19 protein-coding genes are annotated in these 20,228 nt (G+C 73.9%); 8 read left to right on the top strand and 11 right to left on the bottom strand.

Translation table 11 applies throughout. The features are described from left to right. From ACK8OX_RS11595 to ACK8OX_RS11575, 5 genes are all read right to left on the bottom strand, one after another. Positions 1-1,326: polyketide synthase (locus ACK8OX_RS11595; protein WP_430664246.1), on the bottom strand; the 1,326-nt coding region annotated here is incomplete at its 3' end. A 124-nt stretch (positions 1,327-1,450) separates the two neighbouring features. Further along, complete coding sequence (locus ACK8OX_RS11590; RefSeq protein WP_430664245.1) at positions 1,451-2,695, bottom strand: glycosyltransferase family 4 protein; 1,245 nt, start codon at positions 2,693-2,695, stop codon at positions 1,451-1,453. A 284-nt stretch (positions 2,696-2,979) separates the two neighbouring features. After that, a complete protein-coding gene (locus ACK8OX_RS11585) occupies positions 2,980-3,999 on the bottom strand; it encodes a C-terminal binding protein (RefSeq protein ID WP_430664244.1) in 1,020 nt (339 codons plus the stop codon). Between the two features lie 110 nt (positions 4,000-4,109). Next, positions 4,110-5,636 carry a phospholipase D family protein gene (locus ACK8OX_RS11580; protein WP_430664243.1) on the bottom strand — a complete coding sequence of 509 codons (1,527 nt, stop codon included), beginning with the start codon at positions 5,634-5,636 and terminating at the stop codon, positions 4,110-4,112. A 156-nt stretch (positions 5,637-5,792) separates the two neighbouring features. Further along, positions 5,793-6,701 carry an endonuclease/exonuclease/phosphatase family protein gene (locus ACK8OX_RS11575; RefSeq protein ID WP_430664242.1) on the bottom strand — a complete coding sequence of 303 codons (909 nt, stop codon included), beginning with the start codon at positions 6,699-6,701 and terminating at the stop codon, positions 5,793-5,795. Positions 6,702-6,926: 225 nt separating this feature from the next. On the opposite strand from ACK8OX_RS11575, the gene ahcY reads away from it, so the two are divergent. From ahcY to ACK8OX_RS11550, 5 genes are all read left to right on the top strand, one after another. Further along, positions 6,927-8,342, top strand: a complete 1,416-nt coding sequence (gene ahcY, locus ACK8OX_RS11570) for an adenosylhomocysteinase (RefSeq protein WP_430664241.1) — start codon at positions 6,927-6,929, stop codon at positions 8,340-8,342. 121 nt (positions 8,343-8,463) lie between these two features. Next, complete coding sequence (locus ACK8OX_RS11565; RefSeq protein ID WP_430664240.1) at positions 8,464-8,814, top strand: hypothetical protein; 351 nt, start codon at positions 8,464-8,466, stop codon at positions 8,812-8,814. Positions 8,815-8,868: 54 nt separating this feature from the next. Beyond that, a complete protein-coding gene (locus tag ACK8OX_RS11560; protein WP_430664239.1) occupies positions 8,869-9,288 on the top strand; it encodes a DUF4149 domain-containing protein in 420 nt (139 codons plus the stop codon). A 96-nt stretch (positions 9,289-9,384) separates the two neighbouring features. Further along, positions 9,385-10,470, top strand: coding sequence for a TRAP transporter substrate-binding protein (locus ACK8OX_RS11555; protein ID WP_430664238.1), 1,086 nt, complete (start codon positions 9,385-9,387; stop codon positions 10,468-10,470). A 78-nt stretch (positions 10,471-10,548) separates the two neighbouring features. Continuing rightward, positions 10,549-11,409, top strand: a complete 861-nt coding sequence (locus ACK8OX_RS11550) for an undecaprenyl-diphosphate phosphatase (RefSeq protein WP_430664237.1) — start codon at positions 10,549-10,551, stop codon at positions 11,407-11,409. Between the two features lie 3 nt (positions 11,410-11,412). On the opposite strand, the gene ACK8OX_RS11545 is transcribed toward ACK8OX_RS11550, so the two are convergent. From ACK8OX_RS11545 to ACK8OX_RS11530, 4 genes are read right to left on the bottom strand one after another with little or no spacing between them, the layout of a single operon-like run. Further along, complete coding sequence (locus ACK8OX_RS11545; protein ID WP_430664236.1) at positions 11,413-12,786, bottom strand: class I adenylate-forming enzyme family protein; 1,374 nt, start codon at positions 12,784-12,786, stop codon at positions 11,413-11,415. Beyond that, positions 12,783-14,045 (bottom strand): acyl-CoA dehydrogenase family protein, encoded by a 1,263-nt coding sequence (locus ACK8OX_RS11540; protein ID WP_430664235.1) that lies wholly within the window; start codon positions 14,043-14,045, stop codon positions 12,783-12,785. Before ACK8OX_RS11540 ends, ACK8OX_RS11545 begins: the two co-directional genes overlap by 4 nt. Positions 14,046-14,050: 5 nt before the next feature. After that, positions 14,051-14,755, bottom strand: a complete 705-nt coding sequence (locus ACK8OX_RS11535) for an alpha/beta fold hydrolase (RefSeq protein WP_430664234.1) — start codon at positions 14,753-14,755, stop codon at positions 14,051-14,053. After that, a complete protein-coding gene (locus ACK8OX_RS11530; protein WP_430664233.1) occupies positions 14,752-15,789 on the bottom strand; it encodes a 2,5-dihydroxypyridine 5,6-dioxygenase in 1,038 nt (345 codons plus the stop codon). Before ACK8OX_RS11530 ends, ACK8OX_RS11535 begins: the two co-directional genes overlap by 4 nt. A gap of 113 nt (positions 15,790-15,902) precedes the next feature. On the opposite strand from ACK8OX_RS11530, the gene ACK8OX_RS11525 reads away from it, so the two are divergent. Beyond that, positions 15,903-16,328 carry a MarR family winged helix-turn-helix transcriptional regulator gene (locus ACK8OX_RS11525; RefSeq protein ID WP_430664232.1) on the top strand — a complete coding sequence of 142 codons (426 nt, stop codon included), beginning with the start codon at positions 15,903-15,905 and terminating at the stop codon, positions 16,326-16,328. 140 nt (positions 16,329-16,468) lie between these two features. Further along, the gene (gene ltnD / locus ACK8OX_RS11520; RefSeq protein WP_430664231.1) at positions 16,469-17,362 is read left to right on the top strand and encodes an L-threonate dehydrogenase; all 894 of its coding nucleotides are present in this window, start codon (positions 16,469-16,471) and stop codon (positions 17,360-17,362) included. Positions 17,363-17,372: 10 nt separating this feature from the next. On the opposite strand, the gene ACK8OX_RS11515 is transcribed toward ltnD, so the two are convergent. Together ACK8OX_RS11515 and ACK8OX_RS11510 are read right to left on the bottom strand one after the other, a co-directional pair. Then, a complete protein-coding gene (locus ACK8OX_RS11515; protein ID WP_430664230.1) occupies positions 17,373-18,722 on the bottom strand; it encodes an amidase in 1,350 nt (449 codons plus the stop codon). A 107-nt stretch (positions 18,723-18,829) separates the two neighbouring features. Further along, positions 18,830-18,988: a hypothetical protein gene (locus ACK8OX_RS11510; RefSeq protein ID WP_430664229.1), complete on the bottom strand. Its 159-nt coding sequence runs from the start codon at positions 18,986-18,988 to the stop codon at positions 18,830-18,832. 153 nt (positions 18,989-19,141) lie between these two features. Here ACK8OX_RS11510 and ACK8OX_RS11505 point away from each other — a divergent pair, with 153 nt between their 5' ends. Continuing rightward, entirely contained in the window at positions 19,142-20,131 is a 990-nt protein-coding gene (locus tag ACK8OX_RS11505) for a TRAP transporter substrate-binding protein (RefSeq protein WP_430664228.1), read from the top strand. The last annotated feature ends 97 nt before the right edge of the window (positions 20,132-20,228 follow it).

Raw genomic sequence — 20,228 nt, 5'->3', positions numbered from 1 at the left:
GGGCGCGGGTCCCGCCGCCGCCGTGCGGGGCGCGCGCCGCGGCGCCGGCGCAGGGCCGAGCAGGACGCAGGCATTGGTCCCGCCGAAGCCGAAGGAGTTCACGCCCACCACCGGCCGCGCCGGCCCGGCCAGGGGCTCGAGCGACGTCGGCACGCGGATGTTGAGCGCGGCGAAGTCGATCTCCGGATTGGGCGAGACCTGGTGCAGCACCGGCGGCACCTGCCGCTTCTCCAGCACCAGCATCGCCTTCAGCAGCCCGGCCATGCCGGAGGCGGGTTCGAGATGGCCGATATTGGTCTTGATCGAGCCGACCGGCAGCGGCGCGTCGCGCTCCTCCGCCCGGCCGGCGGCGGTGCCGATCGCCCAGGCCTCCACCGGGTCGCCGGCGCGGGTGCCGGTGCCATGCGCCTCGAAATAGGCGAAGCGGGCGGGGGGCGTGCCGGCCTCCGCCATCACCGCGCGGATCAGCCGCGCCTGCGCATCGCGGTTCGGCAGCGACAGGCCGATGGTGCGGCCCGCGGCGTTCACCCCGCTGGCCAGCACCACGGCGCGCACCGCATCCCCGTCCCGCAATGCGTCGTCGAGGCGCTTCAGGATCACCGCGCCCGCGCCTTCCGCCCGCACATAGCCGTCCGCCGCGGCGTCGAAGACGCGGCAGCGCCCGGTGGGCGACAGCATGGCGGCGCGGGAGAAGCCGAGGAAGGCGTAGGGCGAGAGCAGCATCTGCACCCCCGCCGCGATCGCCGCGGGCATCCGCCCCTCGGCCAGCGCGCGGCAGGCCGCGTGCAGCGCGACGAGGGAGGAGGAGCAGGCGGTGTCGATCGTCTGCGCCGCGCCGCGCAGGTCGAACACGTTGGTCAGCCGGTTCGCCAGGATCGACAGCGCGTTGCCGGTCATGAAGTAGCGGTCGCCGCCGCCGGGATCGGCCGCGCGCAGCTCCGCATAGTCGGTGGAGGAGCCGCCGACGAAGACGCCGATCTCCTCCCCCGCCATGGCGGAGGGACGCCAGCCCGCATCCTCGATCGCCTCCGCCGTCACCTCCAGCAGCAGGCGCTGCTGCGGGTCCATCTCCGCCGCCTCGCGCGGGGAGATGCCGAAGGCCGCCGCGTCGAAGCCCGAGACGTCGCCGAGATGGCCGGCGGCGAAGGTGGTGCTGCGCCCGGGCTCGCCCCGGCGGGGGTGCAGGAAGGCGGCCTGGGTGAAGCGGTCGGCCGGCAGGGTGGAGACGGCGTCGGTGCCGCTGGCCAGCAGGGGCCAGAGCGCGTCGAGATCGGCCGCCCCCGGCAACCGGCAGCCGGCGCCGAGGATGGCGATGGGAACGGCCACGGGCCGGATGCGGCCGCCGGGCGATGGCGACGCAACGCGGGCCCGGCCGCGGCGGGGCGCGCCGTCTGGCATCAGCGGTCCTCGGGCCTTCAGGGCGTGGGAGGGCGGGGGGCGGCCCGGCGGGTCACGGCGCGCCATCTTCCCGGCGGGACCCGGCCGCGGGCACCCGGAAGCGCACCGGCGCGGTCCGCGGGGGCGGCGCCGGGGGGGCATCGGCGGGGCGGTCGGCCAGGGTGTCGAGCAGGCGCTCCACCTCCTCGAAATGGCGGGGCCAGCTTGGCGCCCGCCAGCCGCCGAGCCGGCCGAGCTGGGCGCGCCGGGCGGCGCTGTCGGCGCGCGCGTAGTCCAGCACCATGCTGCGCCAGGCGGCGCCGTCCAGCGGGTCGATGTAGTCCGGCACTGCGCCGCCCACTTCCCGCAGCGCCGGCAGGTCGGAGGCGAGCACGGGCACGCCGAGCGCCAGCGCCTCGGCCAGCGGCAGGCCGAAGCCCTCCGCGAAGGAGGGGAACAGCAGGGCGCGGGCACCGCGCATGAGGGAGGCGACCTCCCGGTCCGGCAGGGCGCCGGCTTCCCGCACCAGGCCGTCGAGCGCGGCGCAGCGTTCCAGCATGTCGACCACGTTCTCGTTCTCCCAGCCGCGGCGGCCGACGACGACGAGGCGCGGCGCGGCGGCGCCGAGGGTGGCGGCGAATTGCCGCCAGAGATTCAGCAGCAGAAGGTGGTTTTTGCGCGGCTCGATCGTGCCGAGCACGACGAAATAGGGCCGCAGCGCGACCGGCGGCGCATCCACCTGCGGCGGCGACACGCCGAGCGGCGCCACCGCGACCGGCGGCGCGCCACCCCGTGCGGAGAGCCAGGGGGCGAGGTCCGCGCCCGTCGCGACCGAATTCACCACGATGCCGTCGGCCAGCGCCGCGGTGGTGGCGATGCGGCGGCGGTGCTTCTCCGCCTGGCCGGCACGGGCGAATTCCGGGTGGTGCAGCGGGATCAGGTCGTGGATCAGCGGCACGAAGTGGCAGCCCCGCCGGCGCAGCGCGGCGATGCGGTTCGGCCGTTCCAGCGCCCGGTGCGACACCAGCAGGAAGGCCTTCGGGCCCGGCCGGCGCAGCACCTGCGCCAGCGCGCCGCGTCCGAAGGGCAGCGCGAGACGCGCACGGCGCGCGGCGGGCCCGGCCGTCCGCGAACCCCCATCCCAGGATGCCTCGAGCGCGGCGACGAGATCGGCGACCAGCGGCAGCGGCAGCGCCGAGAAGCCGAGAAGGGGAAGTTCCGCGACGAAGGTCACCCGCCCCGGCGCCGTGGCGGTGAAATGGCGGGCATAGGCCAGTTCCACGCGGTCGATCCCGGTCGGGGCGGCCCGGTGCGCCACCGCCAGGAGGCGGGATATGTCGAGTATGACGTGTACGCCCAACGACTTGCCGCCCCTGCTGCCCTATGGATGGCGCGCGCGGACCACCGGCCCCACGGATGCTGATTCGCGCGCCGGTGGAATGATTAAGGAAGAATGAACGTCACCCGTGAGTATGCCGACTCAGTCCTTGAGCTTCAATCACAAGTGTGTGGTGGATACCCCCCAGCGGTCAATCCAGATTTTTCGACAGCTTCGAAACATTCGCGCGAAACGTGTATCACAGGGCCGCGAGGGGCCCGCCCTCAATCGCCCTCGGGCGGGATCACATTGGTGCGCAGCCCCCGCACCAGCACGTCGCGCATCGTCTCCGCGCTCTTGGACCGGATGTCGGCCCAGGCCTGCGGCGTGTGGAAGGCGCTGTGCGGCGTGACCACCAGGCGGCCCGTCAGCCAGGGCTCGCGCGCACGGTAGGCCTGCAGCAGGGGGTGCACCGGCTCGGGCGGCGGCTCCACGGGGATGACGTCGAGCCCCGCGCCCGCGATCCGGCCGGACCGCAGCCCGGCCTCCAGCGCGTCGAGGTCGAGGCTGGTGCCGCGCGCGGTGTTCACCACCACCGCGCCTTCCGGCAGGGCGGCCAGTTCCTTCGCGCCCACCAGGCCGCGGGTCAGGCGGGTGTCCGGCACATGGATCGACAGCACGTCGGACCCCGCCATCAGCTCGGCCAGGCTGTGCGCCCGGCCGATGCCCAGCGCGCGGTCCACGCCGTTCGGCAGGAAGGGGTCGAAGAAGCGCACCTTGAAGCCGAAGGCCTTGGCGCGCAGCGCGGCCGCCGTGCCGATGCGGCCGAGGCCGAGGATGCCGAAGCCCTGCACCTCCGCCCGCCGGATCAGCGGGTGGTCGACATAGCGCCAGGGCGCGGGCGGCGTGGCGCGCTGCAGGTCGTGGTGCAGGATGATGCCGCGCCGCAGCGCGAGCGCGAGCGAGACGGCGTGGTCCGCCACCTCCATCGTGCCGTAGTCTGGCACGTTGCACACGGTGATCCCGCGCGCCGCGCAGGCGGCGCGGTCGAGCCGGTCGTAGCCGACGCCCATGCGGACCACGACCTTCAGCTTCGGGAAACGGGCGATGTGGTGGGGCTTCAGCCAGTGGCGGAAGATCAGCAGGCCGTCGATGCGGGCGCAGACCTCGTCGGACAGCATGTCGAGGGTGCCGGTGTGGGGCGCGCCGCCGCGGATGATCTCCACCTCGGGGCCGAGGATCTCCTGCTCCAGCCGCGTGTCCGGATACATCGCCTCCGGCTCGAGCACCGTCAGTCGCGCCACGCCCCGTCCCCCTTCGTGCCGGGCGCAGCATGGAAGGCGCATGGCGGGCGGGCAAGCCGGGGGGCGGCAGGTCAGGCATGCGGCGCCGCCGGGGCGCGGGACGCCCGCCCCTACAGCTGTTCCTCGATCGGCAGGCGCCGCGCGATGCCCGCCACGGCGCGCCGCCAGAAGGAGGCGACCGGTTCCGCCATCAGGGTGCGGGTCGCGCCGTTCAGCTCGTCCCGCCAGCCCAGCCGCCCGTCTTCCAGCACGACCCTCCAGCTCAGCGCCGGGTCGGACAGCCGCGCATGTTCCGCCGCCACCTGCCGCGCCAGCCCCGCCTGCTGGGCGAAGGCCCCCATCTCGGTGTTGAGCATGGCCGAGCGCGGGTCCAGGTTGAAGGAGCCGACGAAGCAGCGCAGCCCATCCACCACGAAGGCCTTGGTGTGCAGCGCGGCGCCCCTGGAGCCGAGCACGCTCGCCTCCTCGTCCACCGGGCCGGGCTTCAGCTCGAACAGCTCCACCCCGGCGCGCAGCAGGTCGCGGCGGTATTTCGAATAGCCGCCATGCACCGCGACGACGTCGGTGGCGGCCAGCGAATTGGTCACCACCGCCACATGCACGCCCCGCCCGCGCAGTTCCAGCAGCAGCGCGAGCCCCGCCCGGCCGGGGACGAAATAGGGCGAGATCAGCAGCGCCTCCCGCTTGGCGCCGCGCAGCGCGTCCGCGATCTCGGGCGCGATGCCGCCGGCCGCGCGCGCGGCGCGCCGGGCGCCGAGCCCGCGGCGCGCCTTCTCCGGCGGGTCGGCGATGACCCGCACAGCGCCGTCCGGGGCGAGGGAGAGGCCGCGCCGGATGTGCCGCCCGGGTGCCAGGCGCAGCGGCGCGAGCAGCCCGGCCGCGCCGGGCCGGTCCACCGCCTCGGCCAGTTCGCCCCGCAGCCGCGCGAGCCCGCCGCGGGCATCCGCGCTCGGCGCCACCAGGCAGGCGGGGCGGGCCAGCGGGCTTGCCCAGTAGCGGGCGAAGACCTGGCAGGCATCCTCCGCCGCCGGGCCCGCGATCACCAGGTCGAGGTCGCGGAAGCTGATCGCGCCGTCGGTGTCGAGGCCGAAATACTCGTCCCCGATGTTGCGCCCGCCGACGATCGCGACGCGCCCGTCGGCGATCCAGTTCTTGTTGTGCATCCGCCGGTTCAGGTGCCGCCCGCCCAGCAGCATCTCGAGGAAGAAGCCGAAGCGGCCGAAGGCACGCCAGCGGAAGCTGTTGAACAGCCGCACCTCGATGTTCGGATGGGTGTCGAGCGCGGCGAGCACCCTTTCGCGGCCGAGCGCATAGACGTCGTCGAGCAGCATCCGCACCGCGACGCCGCGTTCCGCCGCCGCCAGCACTTCCCGCGCAAGGAGCTGGCCGGTCACGTCGCCCCGCCAGACATAGTACTGCAGGTCGAGCGAACGGCCGGCCGCGCGCGCGGTGGCGGCGCGCACGGCGAAGGCAGCCGGGCCTTCCGTGACCAGCGCGATGCCGCTCTGCACGCCGCCCACCGCGGCGCGGGCGCCGAGGCTGGCCAGCGCCGCCTGCACGGCACGCTCCAGCCGGGTGCCCGGCGGGGGCTTGCCGGCAGCCTCGGCCGGCACGGACCGCGTCAGCTGGTCGGACATGTCTCTCCTGCCATCCTGCGCTGTCCCGGAGCAGATGGCACGCGGGACCGGCGTTTGCCGGCCCCTTCGGCTCACACTCCGGTGTGCGCCCCCCGGCCCGGCTGCGCCACAGGAGCGCAACGGCCGCGGGCGGGCAGGGTTCGCCTGCCCCGCCCTTCAGGCCGCCTGGGACAGCGCCATCGCCTGCGCGGCGGGGCCGAGCAGCACGCGGGCGGTCAGCGGCAGGTGGTCCGAGGCGGCGCGGGCGCGGGCGCTGTCATGCGCCTCCACCTCCGTCACCAGCCCCTGCGGCCAGCCGAGGATGCGGTCGAGCGCGAGGACCGGCAGCCGCGCCGGGAAGCTGGCCGGGCCGGGCACGACGGGCCCGAAGACCGGCTCCAGCGCACGGAGCGACGACCTTGCGCCGGGGCGCCATTCGTTGAGGTCGCCGAGCAGCAGGGTGGGCATCTGCTCGCCTTCCGACAGGGCCTTCAGGATGGCGTCCGCCTGGCGGGCGCGGCAGCGGCGCAGCAGGCCGAAATGCGCGGCGACCACGCGCAGGTGCCCCTCCGCCAGGTCGAGTTCCGCCACCAGCGCACCGCGCGGCTCGGCGCCCGGCAGGGCGAGGCGGCGGAAGCGGGCGCGGGTGCCGGGGCGGACCAGCAGGGCGTTGCCATGCCAGCCATGGCCGTCCGACAGGTCGGAGACGCGCAGCGGCGTCAGCCCCGTGGCGCGTTCCAGCGCGTGCAGGTCGAGCAGGCCGGTGCGGCGGCCGAACCGCTTGTCCGCCTCCTGAAGGGCGACGAGGTCGGCGCCGAGTTCGGCGATGACGGCCACCGACCGGGCAGGGTCGAAGCGGCCGTCGGCACCCACGCATTTGTGCAGGTTCCAGGAGGCGACGCGCAGTTCGCCCGGCGCGCGGTCGCCGCGCGGGCCCGGGGCGCCGCTGCGGCGCTGCCCGCCGCCCTGGCGCAGTTCCTCGATCAGGCTGCGGACGGTCTGGCTGGTGGCGCGGAAGCGTTCGGCGACGCCGGACAATTCCGGGGCGCGGAAGCGGCGCCCGGGCTGGGAGGGGAACAGGACCATCCGGCTGACTTCGGGCCTCGACCTGGGGAGGGTGGTGTCGGGGGAGGCAGGGAAGATGGGGGCTTCGCCCGGCGCTGCCAAGCGGGGGAAGGGTGGCGGCCCTGCCCCGCCCGGGGCCGACAGGACATAAACATATCCTTATGTGAAATCGCGCAGCCTTCCCCCTGCCCCGCGCCCGTGCTACGCGCCCGGCCCGGACCCCACACAGCCCAGGACACCGCCCCCATGCCCGACGCCCACGGCCAGACCCAGGATTTCGTCGTCAAGGACATCTCGCTCGCCGGCTGGGGCCGGAAGGAGATCGCCATGGCCGAGGACGAGATGCCCGGCCTGATGGCGGTGCGCGCCGAATACGGCGCCGCGCAGCCACTGAAGGGCGCGCGCGTCGCGGGCTGCCTGCACATGACGATCCAGACCGCGGTGCTGATCGAGACGCTGAAGGCGCTCGGCGCCGATGTGCGCTGGTCGTCCTGCAACATCTTCTCGACCCAGGACCACGCGGCGGCCGCCATCGCGGCGACCGGCACGCCGGTCTTCGCGGTGAAGGGCGAGACGCTGCCGGAATACTGGCAGTACGTGAAGCGCACGCTGGAATGGGGCGACGGCGGCACGCCGAACGTGCTGCTCGACGACGGCGGCGACATGACGCTGCTGGTGCATTACGGCCTGCGCGCCGAAGGGGGCGACACCGCCTTCCTCGACAAGCCGACGAACGAGGAGGAGGAGGTCTTCTTCGCCCTCATCAAGGACTGCGTGAAGACCAAGCCGGGCTGGTTCGCCGAGCTCGCGAAGAACATCGTCGGCGTGTCCGAGGAGACGACGACGGGCGTCCACCGGCTCTACGTCATGGCGAAGGAAGGCCGCCTGCTGTTCCCGGCCATCAACGTCAACGACAGCGTCACCAAGTCGAAGTTCGACAACCTCTATGGCTGCCGCGAGAGCCTCGTGGACGCCATCCGCCGCGGCACCGACGTGATGATGGCCGGCAAGATCGCGATGGTCTGCGGCTTCGGCGACGTGGGCAAGGGCTCCGCCGCCTCGCTCCGCAACGCCGGGTGCCGCGTGATGGTCAGCGAGGTCGACCCGATCTGCGCCCTGCAGGCCGCGATGGAGGGCTATGAGGTCGTGACGATGGAGCAGGCCGCGCCGAAGGCCGACATCTTCGTCACCGCGACGGGCAACGTGGACGTCATCACCGCCGACCACATGCGGGCGATGAAGCACCGCGCCATCGTCTGCAACATCGGCCACTTCGACAGCGAGATCCAGGTCGCGGCGCTGCGCAACTACAAGTGGGACAACGTGAAGCCGCAGGTCGACGAGATCGAGTTCCCGAACGGCAAGCGCATCATCCTGCTGTCCGAGGGGCGACTGGTGAACCTCGGCAACGCCACGGGCCACCCGTCCTTCGTGATGTCCGCGTCCTTCACCAACCAGACGCTGGCGCAGATCGAGCTTTGGACGAACCCGGGCAAGTACGAGAAGAAGGTCTACACGCTGCCGAAGCACCTCGACGAGAAGGTGGCGGCGCTGCACCTCGCGAAGGTCGGCGCGACGCTGACCACGCTGACGCCGCAGCAGGCGGGCTACATCGGCGTGCCGGAACAGGGCCCCTTCAAGGCCGAGCAGTACCGCTACTGATGCCGAAGGGGGGGCGGAGGCGCCGCCTTCGCCCCCCGCCGCCGGCGCCGCGCCCGGCCTTGCCGCCGCCCCGCCCGGGCGGCATCATCGGGCGCGCTGTTCAACCAGGGATCTTGCCGCGATGTGGGTCTGGATCGTCGTCGCCGGCCTGTTCCTGTTCCTCGTCGGCAAGTCGCTGAGCGACGCGATGGGCACCACCTCCTCCCGCCCGCTCGCCCTGCTCGGCACCGTGCTGGACGGGCTCGCGATGATCGCGATGGCGGTCGGCGTGTTCGGGCTGCTGATGGCCCTCGTCCTCGGCGTCTTCGCCAGCAGCGGGCCGCGGCTGGCCGGAAGCAGCCTGCGCGACGTGCTGCTGTGGTCGGGCGGGCTGATGGCGCTTGCGGTCGTGCTGCTGGCGGCCGGCACGGCGGTGCGCGGCGTCGGCGCCCGGCGGCCGGCGGAAGCCCGGCCGGTCCGCGGCGGGCATTGACGGCCGGCCCGTCGCGACGTTGACGCAACGGGCCGGCGCCGCATATCGGCCGGCATGACCGTCCTCGCGCTGATCTCGCTGTTCGCCACCGCCCTGCTGGTGGGCGGCATGGTGTTCTTCGCCGCCCTCGTCGCGCCGCTGGTCTTCCGGGTCCTGCCGGCGGAGCCGGGCGGGCGCTTCATCCGGGCGCTGTTCCCCCGCTACTACGTCTTCGTGGCCGGCACGGCCGCCGCGGCGGCGGTGGCGTTGTACCCTCTCTCGCCGCCCGATGCGGGCATCATGGCCGCGGTGGCGGGGCTCGCGGCCTGGCTGCGGCAGGTGCTGATGCCGCGGATCAACGCCGCCTCGGACCGGCTGAAGGCCGGGGAGGAAGCGGCGCGCCCGGCCTTCGACCGGGGGCACCGCCTGTCGGTGGCGGCCAACCTTGTCCAGATGGCGGCGGCGGCGGCGGTTCTGGCCGGGTTCGTTCTGTAGGCGCGATGTCGCCTATTCTCCCCGCCGGGCGGATGGATTAAGCGTCATCCCAGCAGCGGGCAGGGAGCCCGCGCCCCGCCTGGGAGGACACACCGCATGAACCGCCGTGCCATCATGGGCGCCGCCGCCGCCGCGCCGGTCGCCCTCGCCGCCCCCGCCATCGCCCAGACCCTGCCGGAGGTGCGCTGGCGCGCGCAGTCCTCCTTCCCCCGCGTCTTCGACGTGCTGTACGGCACGATGGAGAAGATCGCCGCCCGCGTCGCCCAGCTGACCGACAACCGCTTCCGCATCCAGACCTTCCCGGCGGGCGAGATCGTGGGCGGGCTGCAGGTGCTCGACGCCGTGCAGCAGGGCACGCTGGAATGCGGCCACACCGCGTCCTACTACTACATCGGCAAGGACGTCGCCTTCGCGCCCTTCACGGCCATGACCTTCGGCCTGAACACCCGGCAGATGACCAGCTGGTTCCGCTTCGGCGGCGGCAACGAGCTGGCGGCCGAGTTCTTCCGCGACTACAACATCGTCGCCCATACCGCCGGCGACACCGGCGCGCAGATGGGCGGCTGGTTCCGCAGCGAGATCACGACGGTCGAGCAGCTGCGCGGCCTGAAGTTCCGCATCACCGGCCTCGCCGGGCAGCTCTTCACCCGCCTCGGCGCCGCGCCGACGCTGATCGCCCCGGCCGACATCTACCCCTCGCTCGAACGCGGGGTGATCGACGCGGCGGAATTCGTCGGCCCGCATGACGACGAACGCGCGAACTACGTCCGCGTGGCGCGCTTCTACTACGCCCCGGGCTTCTGGGAGCCGGGCGCGCGGCTGCACTTCATGATGAACCAGCGCGCCCACGCCGCCCTGCCGGACCAGTACAAGGCCGCCATCGAGGTCGCCTGCGGCGAGGCGGATGCCGAGATGACGGCCCGCTACGACCACCTGAACCCGCAGGCGCTGCGCCGCCTGGTGGCGGCCGGCGCGCAGCTGCGCTTCTGGCCGCGCCCGATCCTGGAAGCCGCCTGGCGCGCGAACGAGGAGCTGAACGCCGACCTGGCGCGCCAGAACCCGAAATTCGCCCGCATCATGGAAAGCTACAACCGCTTCCGCACCGACAGCTACCAGTGGTTCCGCGTGTCGGAGAACAGCTTCGACAACTTCGCCTTCACCGCCGCCCAGACGGTGCGCTGAACCCCGTCCCCCTTCCCCGCATCCGCGGGGAAGGGGGATCGGCCGCCCCGGCGTGCCGCAACCTTCATCGTGTTCCCCGTGGCCACGGGGCGCGGGGCCGTCTACATCCGCTCCGTCCCGGAGCCACCCGACACGATGGATGCCAGCGCCCTGTTCCCCGCCCTCCTCATGGGCATCGTCGAGGGGCTCACCGAATTCCTGCCCATCTCCTCGACGGGCCACCTGATCCTGCTGGGCGAGCTGCTGGGGTTCCAGGGGCCGCCGGGCAAGACCTTCGAGATCTCGATCCAGCTCGGCGCCATCCTCGCGGTGGTGATCGTCTTCCGCGCCACGCTCGCGGGGCTGCTGCGCCGGGCCTGGGTGCCCGGGCCGGAACGCTTCTACGCGCAGAACCTGCTGCTGGCCTTCCTGCCGGCCGCCGCCATCGGCGCGACGCTGCACGGGCCGATCACGCGGGCGCTGTTCAACCCATGGGTCGTCTCCCTCGCCCTCATCCTCGGCGGCGTCGCCATCATCGCGATCGAACGCTGGCGCCGCCTGCCGAACATCCATTCCGTGCCGCAGATGGGGCCGCTGGCGGCGCTGCTGGTGGGCTTCGGCCAGGCGCTGGCGATGATCCCCGGCACCAGCCGGTCGGGCGCAACCATCATCACCGCGCTGCTGGTGGGGGTGGACCGGCGGACGGCCGCCGAATTCAGCTTCGTCCTGGCCATCCCCACCATGTGCGCCGCCACCGCCTTCAGCCTGTGGAAGGCGCGGGCCGATCTCGACCTGTCCGGGCTCGGGCAGATCGGCGTCGGCTTCGCGGCGGCCTTCGTGGTGGCGCTGCTGGTGGTGCGCTGGGTGCTGGCGGTGATCGGCCGCATCGGCTTCACGCCCTTCGGCTGGTACCGCATCGCGCTCGGCACGACGATGCTGGCCTGGCTGTCGCTGCGCTGAGGGTCAGCGCGCGACCACCTTCCGCAGCTCCGCCACCGCCACCTTGCCGAGAGCGGTGCGCGGCAGGGCTTCCACCGCCACCACGTCCCGCGGCTGCTTGAAGCGGGCCAGCCGCCCCTCGAAATGCGCCAGCACGCGCGCGGCCTCGAATCCCTCGGCCGGCACCACCACCGCCACCGGCACCTCGCCCCAGCGCGGATCGGGGCGGCCGACCACCGCGCCCTCGCGCACGCCCGGCGCGCCGGCCAGCACGCGCTCCACCTCGGCGGGGCTGATGTTCTCGCCCCCGGAGATGATGAGGTGCTTGAGGCGGTCGGTGAACCACCAGCGCCCATCCGCGTCGATGCGCCCGACATCGCCGGTGGCGAACCAGCCATCGTCGAGCGCGGCGCGCGTCGCCGCCGCGTCGCCCCAGTAGCCGGCCATCACGTTGGGGCCGCGGATCGCGATCTCCCCCGTACCGGGGACGAGCCGCGCCTCCACCCCCGGCACCGGCCGCCCGATGGAGCCGGGCGCGGCCAGCGCCTCCTCCCGCATCTGGGCGATGGCGATGGGGCTGGTCTCGGTCGCGCCATAGACCTGCTGCACGGGGACGCCCTTCGCATGGAAGGCCTCGATCAGGTGCAGCGGCACCTCGGACGAGCCGGCGCCGACGGCGCGGAGCGAGGAGAGGTCGGCCGTCGCCCAGCGCGGATGCGCGACCAGCGCCGCCATCACCGCGGGGACGACCAGCGACAGGGTCGGCCGGTCGCGCTCCGCCGCGTCGAGGAAGGCGTCCGCGTCGAAGCGGTCGTGCAGCAGCACCCCGGCGCCGTGCAGCAGGGCGGGGACGGTCTGGATGTTGAGGCCGCCGACATGGAACATCGGCAGCACCGTCAGCACGCGCTCGCCCGGCGCCAGGCCGAACACCGCGCGCGCGGCCGCGGCGTTGGCGGCGAAGGCGGATTGCGTCAGCACCGCGCCCTTCGGCCGCCCGGTGGTGCCCGAGGTGTAGCCGATCAGCAGCGGGTCCATCGGCCCGCCCTCCGGCGCGCCGGGCTCGGCGCGGTCCGGCAGGCCCGGGATGCCCGGCAGGGCGGCGGCGTGGGACGGGCCGCGGACCAGCAGCGCGATGCCCGCATCCCGCGCGATCCAGCGCAGCTCCTCCTCCGACAGGCGCCAGTTGAAGGGCACCATCGCCGCGCCGATCTCGGCAGCGGCGAAGAAGGCGGCGAGCATCGCGGGGTGGTTCGTGCCGATCCAGCCGAAGCGGCCGCCGCGCGCGACCCCAGCCGCGCGCAGCCGGGCGGCGAGGCTGCGCGCCTGCCCGGCCAGCGCCGCCCCGTCCAGCGTGGCGCCCGCGAAGACGAGCCGGGCGGCGGGGTGGGGCGCGATCAATCCACCTCGCCCTTCTCGTACAGCGTCTCCCGCCCCAGCCGGTCGAGGCAGAGCTCCGCCGTCCAGGGCAGCATGAGGGAGCCGCAGCGGCTGTCGCGGTAGATGCGTTCCAGCGGCAGCGACTTCAGCATGGACTGCCCGCCGCAGGTGCGGATGGCCAGCGTGGCGATGGCGTTCGCGTTCTCCATCACCGTGTGCTGCGCGGCCAGCGCGCGCAGCACCTGTTCCCTGGTCGGGTCGGGCCGCGCATCGGTGACCGCCTGGAACCACAGCGCCTTGGTGGCTTCCAGCATCACGCGCATCTGCGCCACCGCGATCTGCTTCGTCGGATACATCCGCCGCTTCACCGGCGGCGCGCCCGGCTGTTCGCCGCGCAGGTAGCGCACCGTGAAGTCGTAGGCCGCCTGGGCGAGGCCCATGTAGGTGGGCGTCAGCGTCATGAACATGTGCGGCCAGCGCGTCGCCGCCTGGAAATAGAGGCCCGGCGGCATCAGCGCCGCATCCTCCGCCACGAAGACGTCCCGGAAGACCAGGTTGCGCGAGACGGTGCCGCGCATGCCGAGCGGGTCCCACTCCCCCTCCACCGCGACGCCCGGCGCATCGGCCGGCACGCCGAGGTAGAGCGTGTCGCGCCGCGACAGCTTCTCCCCCTCCCGCTGCTCGGTGCAGAGGATGCCGTACTGGTCGGCATGGCCGGCCAGCGAGGCGAAGATCTTCCGCCCGTTCACCAGGAAGCCGCCCTCGACGCGGGTGGCAGTGGTGCCGAAGGCCGCCGTGCCCGCCGCCGCCGCGCCGCCTTCCGAGAAGGGCTGCGAATAGACCGCGCCGTCCTTCAGGATGCGGTCGTAGTGCAGGCGCCGGCGGCGGCGATGCGTCTCCCGCGTCTCCGCATCCATCTCCAGGTCGTCGGTCAGCGCGCCGGTCCAGAGCGTGGAGCAGACATGCATGTTCCAGGTCAGCGCGGTGGCGCCGCAGTACCGCCCGATCTCGGCCGCCGTCAGGCAATAGGCGCGGAAATCCGCGCCGATCCCGCCATCCTCGGCGGGGATGCAGACGCCGAGCAGCCCTTCGCGGTGCATGTCGCGGTAGTTGTCGGTGGGGAAGGCGGCGTCCCGGTCCCAGCGCGCGGCGCGCGGCGCCAGGACGCGGGCGCCGAATTCGCGGGCCTTGGCGGTCAGGTCGCGTTCCAGCGGCGTCAGGCGGAAGGCGTCGGCATCGAAGATCGCGGCATCCGCCGTCGTGCCCGTCAGCGCGTCCATGCGCGTCACTCCGCGAGGAAGGGGGCCAGCGCGGCGCGGAACGCGTCGGGCCGTTCGAGGTGCAGCAGGTGGCCGGCGCCGGGGATGACGGCGATCCGCGCGCCCGGGATCGCCTCCGCCATGCGCTGCATGGTCCTGGCCGGCGCGGCCTGGTCGCGCTCCCCCGCGATCAGCAGCGTGGGGACGGCGATGCGGGGAAGGTCGGCGCGGCGGTCGAAGGTGGTCAGGCAGCGCACCGTCTCGCGGTAGACCTCCTCCGGCACGGCGGCGATGGCGGCGGCGGCCCGCGGCATCGCCGCCGGGTCGGCGCCCTCGGCGAACATGCCCTCCAGCATGGCGGGCGCGGCCTCCTCCATCGTCCGCCCGCCCTCCAGCGGGGCGAGGCGGGCGCGCAGGAAGGCCTCGGCGAAGGCGGGGTCGCGGCCGCCGAAGGCGGGGGTGGTGGCGTAGAGCACCAGCTTCGCCACCCTTTCCGGCCAGGTGGCGACGAATTCCTGCGCCAGCATCCCGCCCATCGAGTGCCCGACCAGCGTCGCCCGCCCGATGCCGCGCGCATCCATCGTGTTGCGCAGCGCGCGGGCCAGGGCGGGGAAGGTCATGCGGTCCATCGGCGGGGCGCCGGCGAAGCCGGGCATCGGCCAGTCGACCGCGCCGGGGACCAGGTCCCCCCAGGATGGCCCGCCGATGCCGTGCAGCAGGATGGTGGTCATGCGACGGGCTGCCCTTCCTTCACGACGACCTCCCCGTCCAGCGCGATGGTGCAGCCGAAGACGGGAATGTCGAAATGGCCTTCGGTGTAGCGGCCGGCGAATTCGTTGGCGCCGGTGGAGAACAGGAAGTTGCCCGCCGCCGCGCGCAGTTCCGTCCCGTTCAGGTCGCGACGGTCGCCGAACAGCAGCGCCTCGCGCCGGGCGCGGGGGTTCAGGCCCCAGCCGACATGGCTGACCGCATGGGCCGCGCGGTCGCCCCAGGCGGCGAGGTATTCGCGCATCATCCGCGCATCCACGCCGTCGCCCTCCACCGCCGTCACATGGTCGTCGGCGAGGGTCAGGCGCACCGGCGCCTCGACATAGCGCTTGAAGGTCAGGTTGGCGTCGCCCGGCGCCAGGACCAGCGTGCCGGCCACCGTGCCCGCCCGCGGGAAGCTGACGACGACGCCGCCCGGCCAGTGGGCGACCGTGCCGGGCCGGTCGGTCCAGCCCCAGACGCCCGCCGTGGCGGCGCCCCGCATGTCCACCACCAGGTCGGTGCCGGCGGCGCTGGTCACGCGCATCGCCGCCGCGGCCCGGCAGCGCCGCACCGCGGCCTTCACCGGCGTCTCGTCCTCCGGCCGCGGGACCAGGCGTTCCAGCACCTCCGGGTGCTCGTCGCTCACCATCAGCACGCGCGCGCCGGCGGCCAGGATCTCCTTCAGTTCCGGCGCGTGCAGCAGCCCTTCCCTCGTGAGGTCGAGCACCAGCGAGGACGCCTTCAGCGCGGCCAGCGCCGAGGGATGCCCCGCGAGCGCGCGGGACGCGCCGGTGGAGCGCACCGGCACCGGCGCCACCTGCCGCGGCGTCGGCACCACGAGCCGGAAGGGCCGGCAGCCAAGGCGGTGCGCGGCGAGTTCGGCAAGGTCGAGGTTCAGCGGGCGGGACTGGGATTCGGCCAGGATGCAGACCGTCTCGCCGGGCTCCGCCCGGCACAGGCGCAGCACGGCCTCGAAGGCGTCGATCCATTGCGGCTCGATGCGGTCGTCGCGCAAGGGCCCCTCCCCGTCCGGCGTGGCAGGCGGGGCCACGCGGCCCCCCGCATCGACGCCCGCGGGCGGCAGGATAGGCGTGGCGACGCTTACATGAAAAGTCATATGTTGGCGCCATGGCCACCCCGCCCCGCTTCGTCGAGGACTACTTCCTCTACCTGCTGGCGCGCGCCTCGCACGAGGCCTCGGCGGGGTTCCATGCGCGGCTGAAGGCGCGGGGCGTCGCGGTGCCGGTCTGGCGCGTCGTCGCCACGCTGGCCGGCGCCGGGGCGGGGGAGACGGTGGGCGCGCTGGCGGCCGCCTGCCTGATGCAGCAGCCCACCATGACCAAGCTGCTCGACCGGATGGAGGCGGACGGCCTGGTGCGCCGCCGGCGCGACGGCCGCCAGACCCGCATCCGCCTGACCGCGAAGGGCGAGCGCCTGGCCGCCGAGCTCATCCCCCTCGCCCGCGCGCATGAGGCGGAACTGCTGGCGCGGCAGGATGCGGCGGCGCCGGCGCTGAAGGCGCTCTTGAAGGCGATCATCGCCCCCGCAATCTGACCGGGATGCCGCCGATCTCCACCCTCAGCCGGATCGCCCTGGTCCTGGCCGCCGTCGCCGCCCTGGTGCAGATCCTGGTGCTCGTCTTGCGCTGAGCCCCCGCCCGCCGCAGCGTGCCACCTGCACCGCGGGAGGGGACGATGAAGGTCGGCGTGATCGGGCTGGGGGCGATGGGCATGGGCGCGGCGCGGAGCTGCCTGCGCGCCGGGCTCGCGACGACGGGCTGCGACCTGTCCGGGGCCGCGCGCGCCGCCTTCGTCGCGGCCGGCGGCGACGCCTGCGCAACCGCCGCCGAACTGCCGGAGGGGGTGGAGGCGGTGGTCACGCTGGTGGTGAACGCCGCGCAGACGGAAGCCGCCGTCTTCGGACCGTCGGGCTGCGCGGCGCGGATGGCGCCGGGGGCGGTGGTGGTCTCCTCCGCCACCATGTCGCCCGACGATGCGCGGCGGCTGGCCGGGCTGGCCGCGGCGCGCGGGCTGCTCTGGCTCGATGCGCCGGTCTCGGGCGGGGCGGCGAAGGCGGCGGAAGGCGCGATGACGGTCATGGCCTCGGGCAGCCGCGACGCCTTCGCCAGGGCGCGGCCGGTGCTGGACGCGGTGGCGGCGAAGGTATGGGAACTGGGCGAGGCGCCGGGCCTCGGCGCCACGGTTAAGGTGGCGCACCAGCTCCTCGCCGGGGTGCACATCGCGGTGGCGGCGGAGGCGATGTCGCTCGCCATCCGCGCCGGGGCCGACCCGCGGCAGTTCTACGAGGTGGTGACCAGCGCCGCGGGCAGTTCCTGGATGTTCGAGAACCGGATGGCCCGCGTGCTGGAAGGCGACGACGCGCCGCGCTCGGCGGTGGACATCTTCGTGAAGGACCTGGGGCTGGTGGCGGAGATGGCGCGTGGGCTGGACCACCCGGTGCCGCTGGCCTCCCAGGCGCAGCAGCTCTTCACCGCCGCCAGCGCCATGGGCCATGGCCGCGCCGACGACGGCTTCGTCATCCGCGTCTGGCAGGCGCTGACGGGGATCGGGCTGCCGGGGAAGGCATGACGGGCCGGCGCTATGCCGCCAGCGCCGCCTCCACCGCGCCCGCCACGGCGAACAGCCTGGCATCGCCCATGTGCTCGCCCATCAGCATGAAGCCGACCGGCGCCTCACCGGGCCGGTGGCAGGGGATGCTGATGGCGCAGCGGTCGAGGAAGTTGCCGATGCTGGTGTTGCGCAGCAGCAGCATGTTGATGCGGGTGTATTCGGCCTCGTCCTCCACCGCGGCGATCGGCGGGGGGGTCAGCGGGCAGGTGGGCATCACCACCGCGTCGAAGGCGGCGGTGCGCCGCGCGATGGCGGCGATGATCCGGGCGCGGTCCTGCATCAGCGCGATGTAGTCGGCGGCCGGCATCGCCCCGCCGCGCAGGATGCGGCCGAGGATGCGCGGGTCGTAGCGGTCCTTCGCCCGCTCGATCAGGCCGCGGTGCCAGGCGAAGGCCTCGCTGGCCGCGAAGCCGCCGGTGGCGTTGGCGGCGGGAATTCGCGGCAGTTCCGGCACTTCCAGCCGCTCCACCCGCGCGCCGGCGGCGGACAGCGTGGCGCAGGCACGCTCGAAGGCGGCGGTCACGCCGGCATCCCAGCCTTCCGTCACGTAGCCCTGCAGCACGCCGAGCCTGAGCCCCGCGACCGGCAGCGGCAGGCCGGGGCTCCACGGCTCGTCGCCGGCCATGATGGCGTCGATCACCGCGCAGCAGGCCACCGACCGCGCCAGCGGGCCGAGGCTGTCGAGGGTGAAGGACAGCGGCAGCGTGCCTTCCAGCGTGACGCGCCGCGCGGTGGGCTTCCAGCCCACGATGCCGCAGAGCGCGGCGGGGATGCGGCAGGACCCGCCGGTGTCCGACCCCAACCCGGCGAAGCCCATCCCGTCCGCCGTCGCCACCGCCGCGCCGGAGGAGGAGCCGCCCGGCAGCCGCCCCGTCGCGCGGTCATGCGGCGACCGCGGCGTGCCGTGATGCGGGTTCACGCCGAGGCCGGAGAAGGCGAATTCCACCATGTTGGTGCGGCCGAGCACCACGAAGCCGGCGCGTTCCAGCCGCGCCACGGACGGCGCGGTGGCCGCCGCCGGCGCGGCATCGGCCAGCGCCACGGACCCGCCGCGGGTGACCTGCCCGGCCTCGTCGTAGAGATCCTTCACGCTGATCGGGATGCCGGCCCAGGGGCTCGGCGCGCGCCCGGCGGCGCGCAGCGCGTCCATGGCGCGGGCGGCGGCGCGGGCGCTGTCGGCGTGGACAGCCACGAAGGCCCTCGCCCCCTCCCCCGCCGGGTCGGCGATGCGGGAGAGCGCCTCCTCCACGAGCGCGAGGGAGGTGGTGCGGCCGGCCGCGAGCGCGGCGGCGGCCTCGGCGATGGTGGGGAAGGACATGCAGCGCGACTCCCGCGGTCAGACGCGCGGGATGCTGGCCGCGGCGGGCCGTGGGGGCAAGCCGGGGCCGTCCCGCCCCGGCGGGAAGGACCGGGGCGGGGGACGGCCTATCGCGCGGCCGGGGGCGGCGCGCCGATGTCGTTCGCGGGCGGGTTGGCGAGGATCAGCTGCACCGCCCAGGGATACAGCAGGAAGCCCACCGCGGCCGCGGGCACCAGCGGCACCTCGTCCGGCATCGCTTCCTCGATCTCGTTGTCCCGGTCCATGCTGCCACTCCACCTTGATGCCCCGACAGCGCATCACGGCCGCATGCGTTCCCCGCGCGAGGCGATTTGACAGCCCGCCCGCCCGCAGTCGTATGATGATCATATAACCAAGGCGGCCCGAGGCCCGCCGCCCCAGGGAGAGGAACCGACCCGATGAAGCCCTTGCGCGCCCTTCGTGCCGCGGCCCTTGCCGCCGCCGCCCTGCTGCCCTGGATGGCGGCCCCGTCCGCCGAGGCGCAGGAATGGCGCGGCTGGAACATCCATGCCGCAGACTACCCGAACGGCCGCGGCATGGACCGGTTCGGCGAACTCGTCGCGCAGCGCACCAACAACCGCATCCGCATGCGGACCTACCACTCCGCCCAGCTCGGCCAGCAGGACGAGGCGATCCAGCAGATGCGCCTCGGCTCGATCGACTTCGCGAATTTCAACCTGAGCCCCTTCAACAACCTCGCCCCCTCCACCCAGGTCGTCACCCTGCCCTTCCTGTTCCGCGACGTGGCGCACATGCAGCGCGCGATCGACGGCGTGGCGGGGGAGGAGATCGCCCGCGACCTGGAGGGCATCGGCATCATCGCGCTGTCCTGGTTCGATGCCGGGGCGCGCAGCCTCTACACCACCCGCCCGGTCCGCACGCCCGCCGACCTGCGGGGCATGAAGATCCGCGTCCAGACCTCCGACCTGTGGATCGACCTGATGCGCGCGCTCGGCGCCAACCCCACGCCGCTGCCCTTCGGCGAGGTGTTCACCAGCCTCCAGTCCGGCGTGATCGACGGCGCCGAGAACAACTGGCCGAGCTACGAGAGCACCCGCCACTTCGAGGTCGCGCGCTTCTTCACCACCACCGAGCACAGCAACGTGCCGGAGGTGCTGGCCGTGTCCCGCCAGCGCTGGCAGCGGCTGAACGAGCAGGAGCGCAACATCCTGCGCGATTCCGCGCGCGAGGCCGCGGCCTTCCAGCGCCAGGTCTGGGCGGAGCGGGAGGTCGCGTCCCGCCAGGCGGTGGAGCGCGCGGGCGTCAACGTCATCGAGATCGCCGACCGCCGTCCCTGGGCGGAGCTGATGGCGCCGGTCTACCAGAAGTACACGGGCAGCAACCCCCGCCTGTCGGGGATGGTGACCCGCATCCGCGAGTTGCAGTGACCGAAGCCCCCGCCGCCCGCCCCGTGGGGCGGGCGGCGGGGGGAAGGCGCCGCGCCGCACGTCCCGACCACCCCCGAATGAAGCCCCGCATGGCCGC

The organism is Falsiroseomonas sp. CW058, assembly GCF_050563535.1.
Taxonomy (GTDB): domain Bacteria; phylum Pseudomonadota; class Alphaproteobacteria; order Acetobacterales; family Acetobacteraceae; genus Falsiroseomonas.
This window is presented reverse-complemented; position numbering and strand designations above follow the sequence as displayed.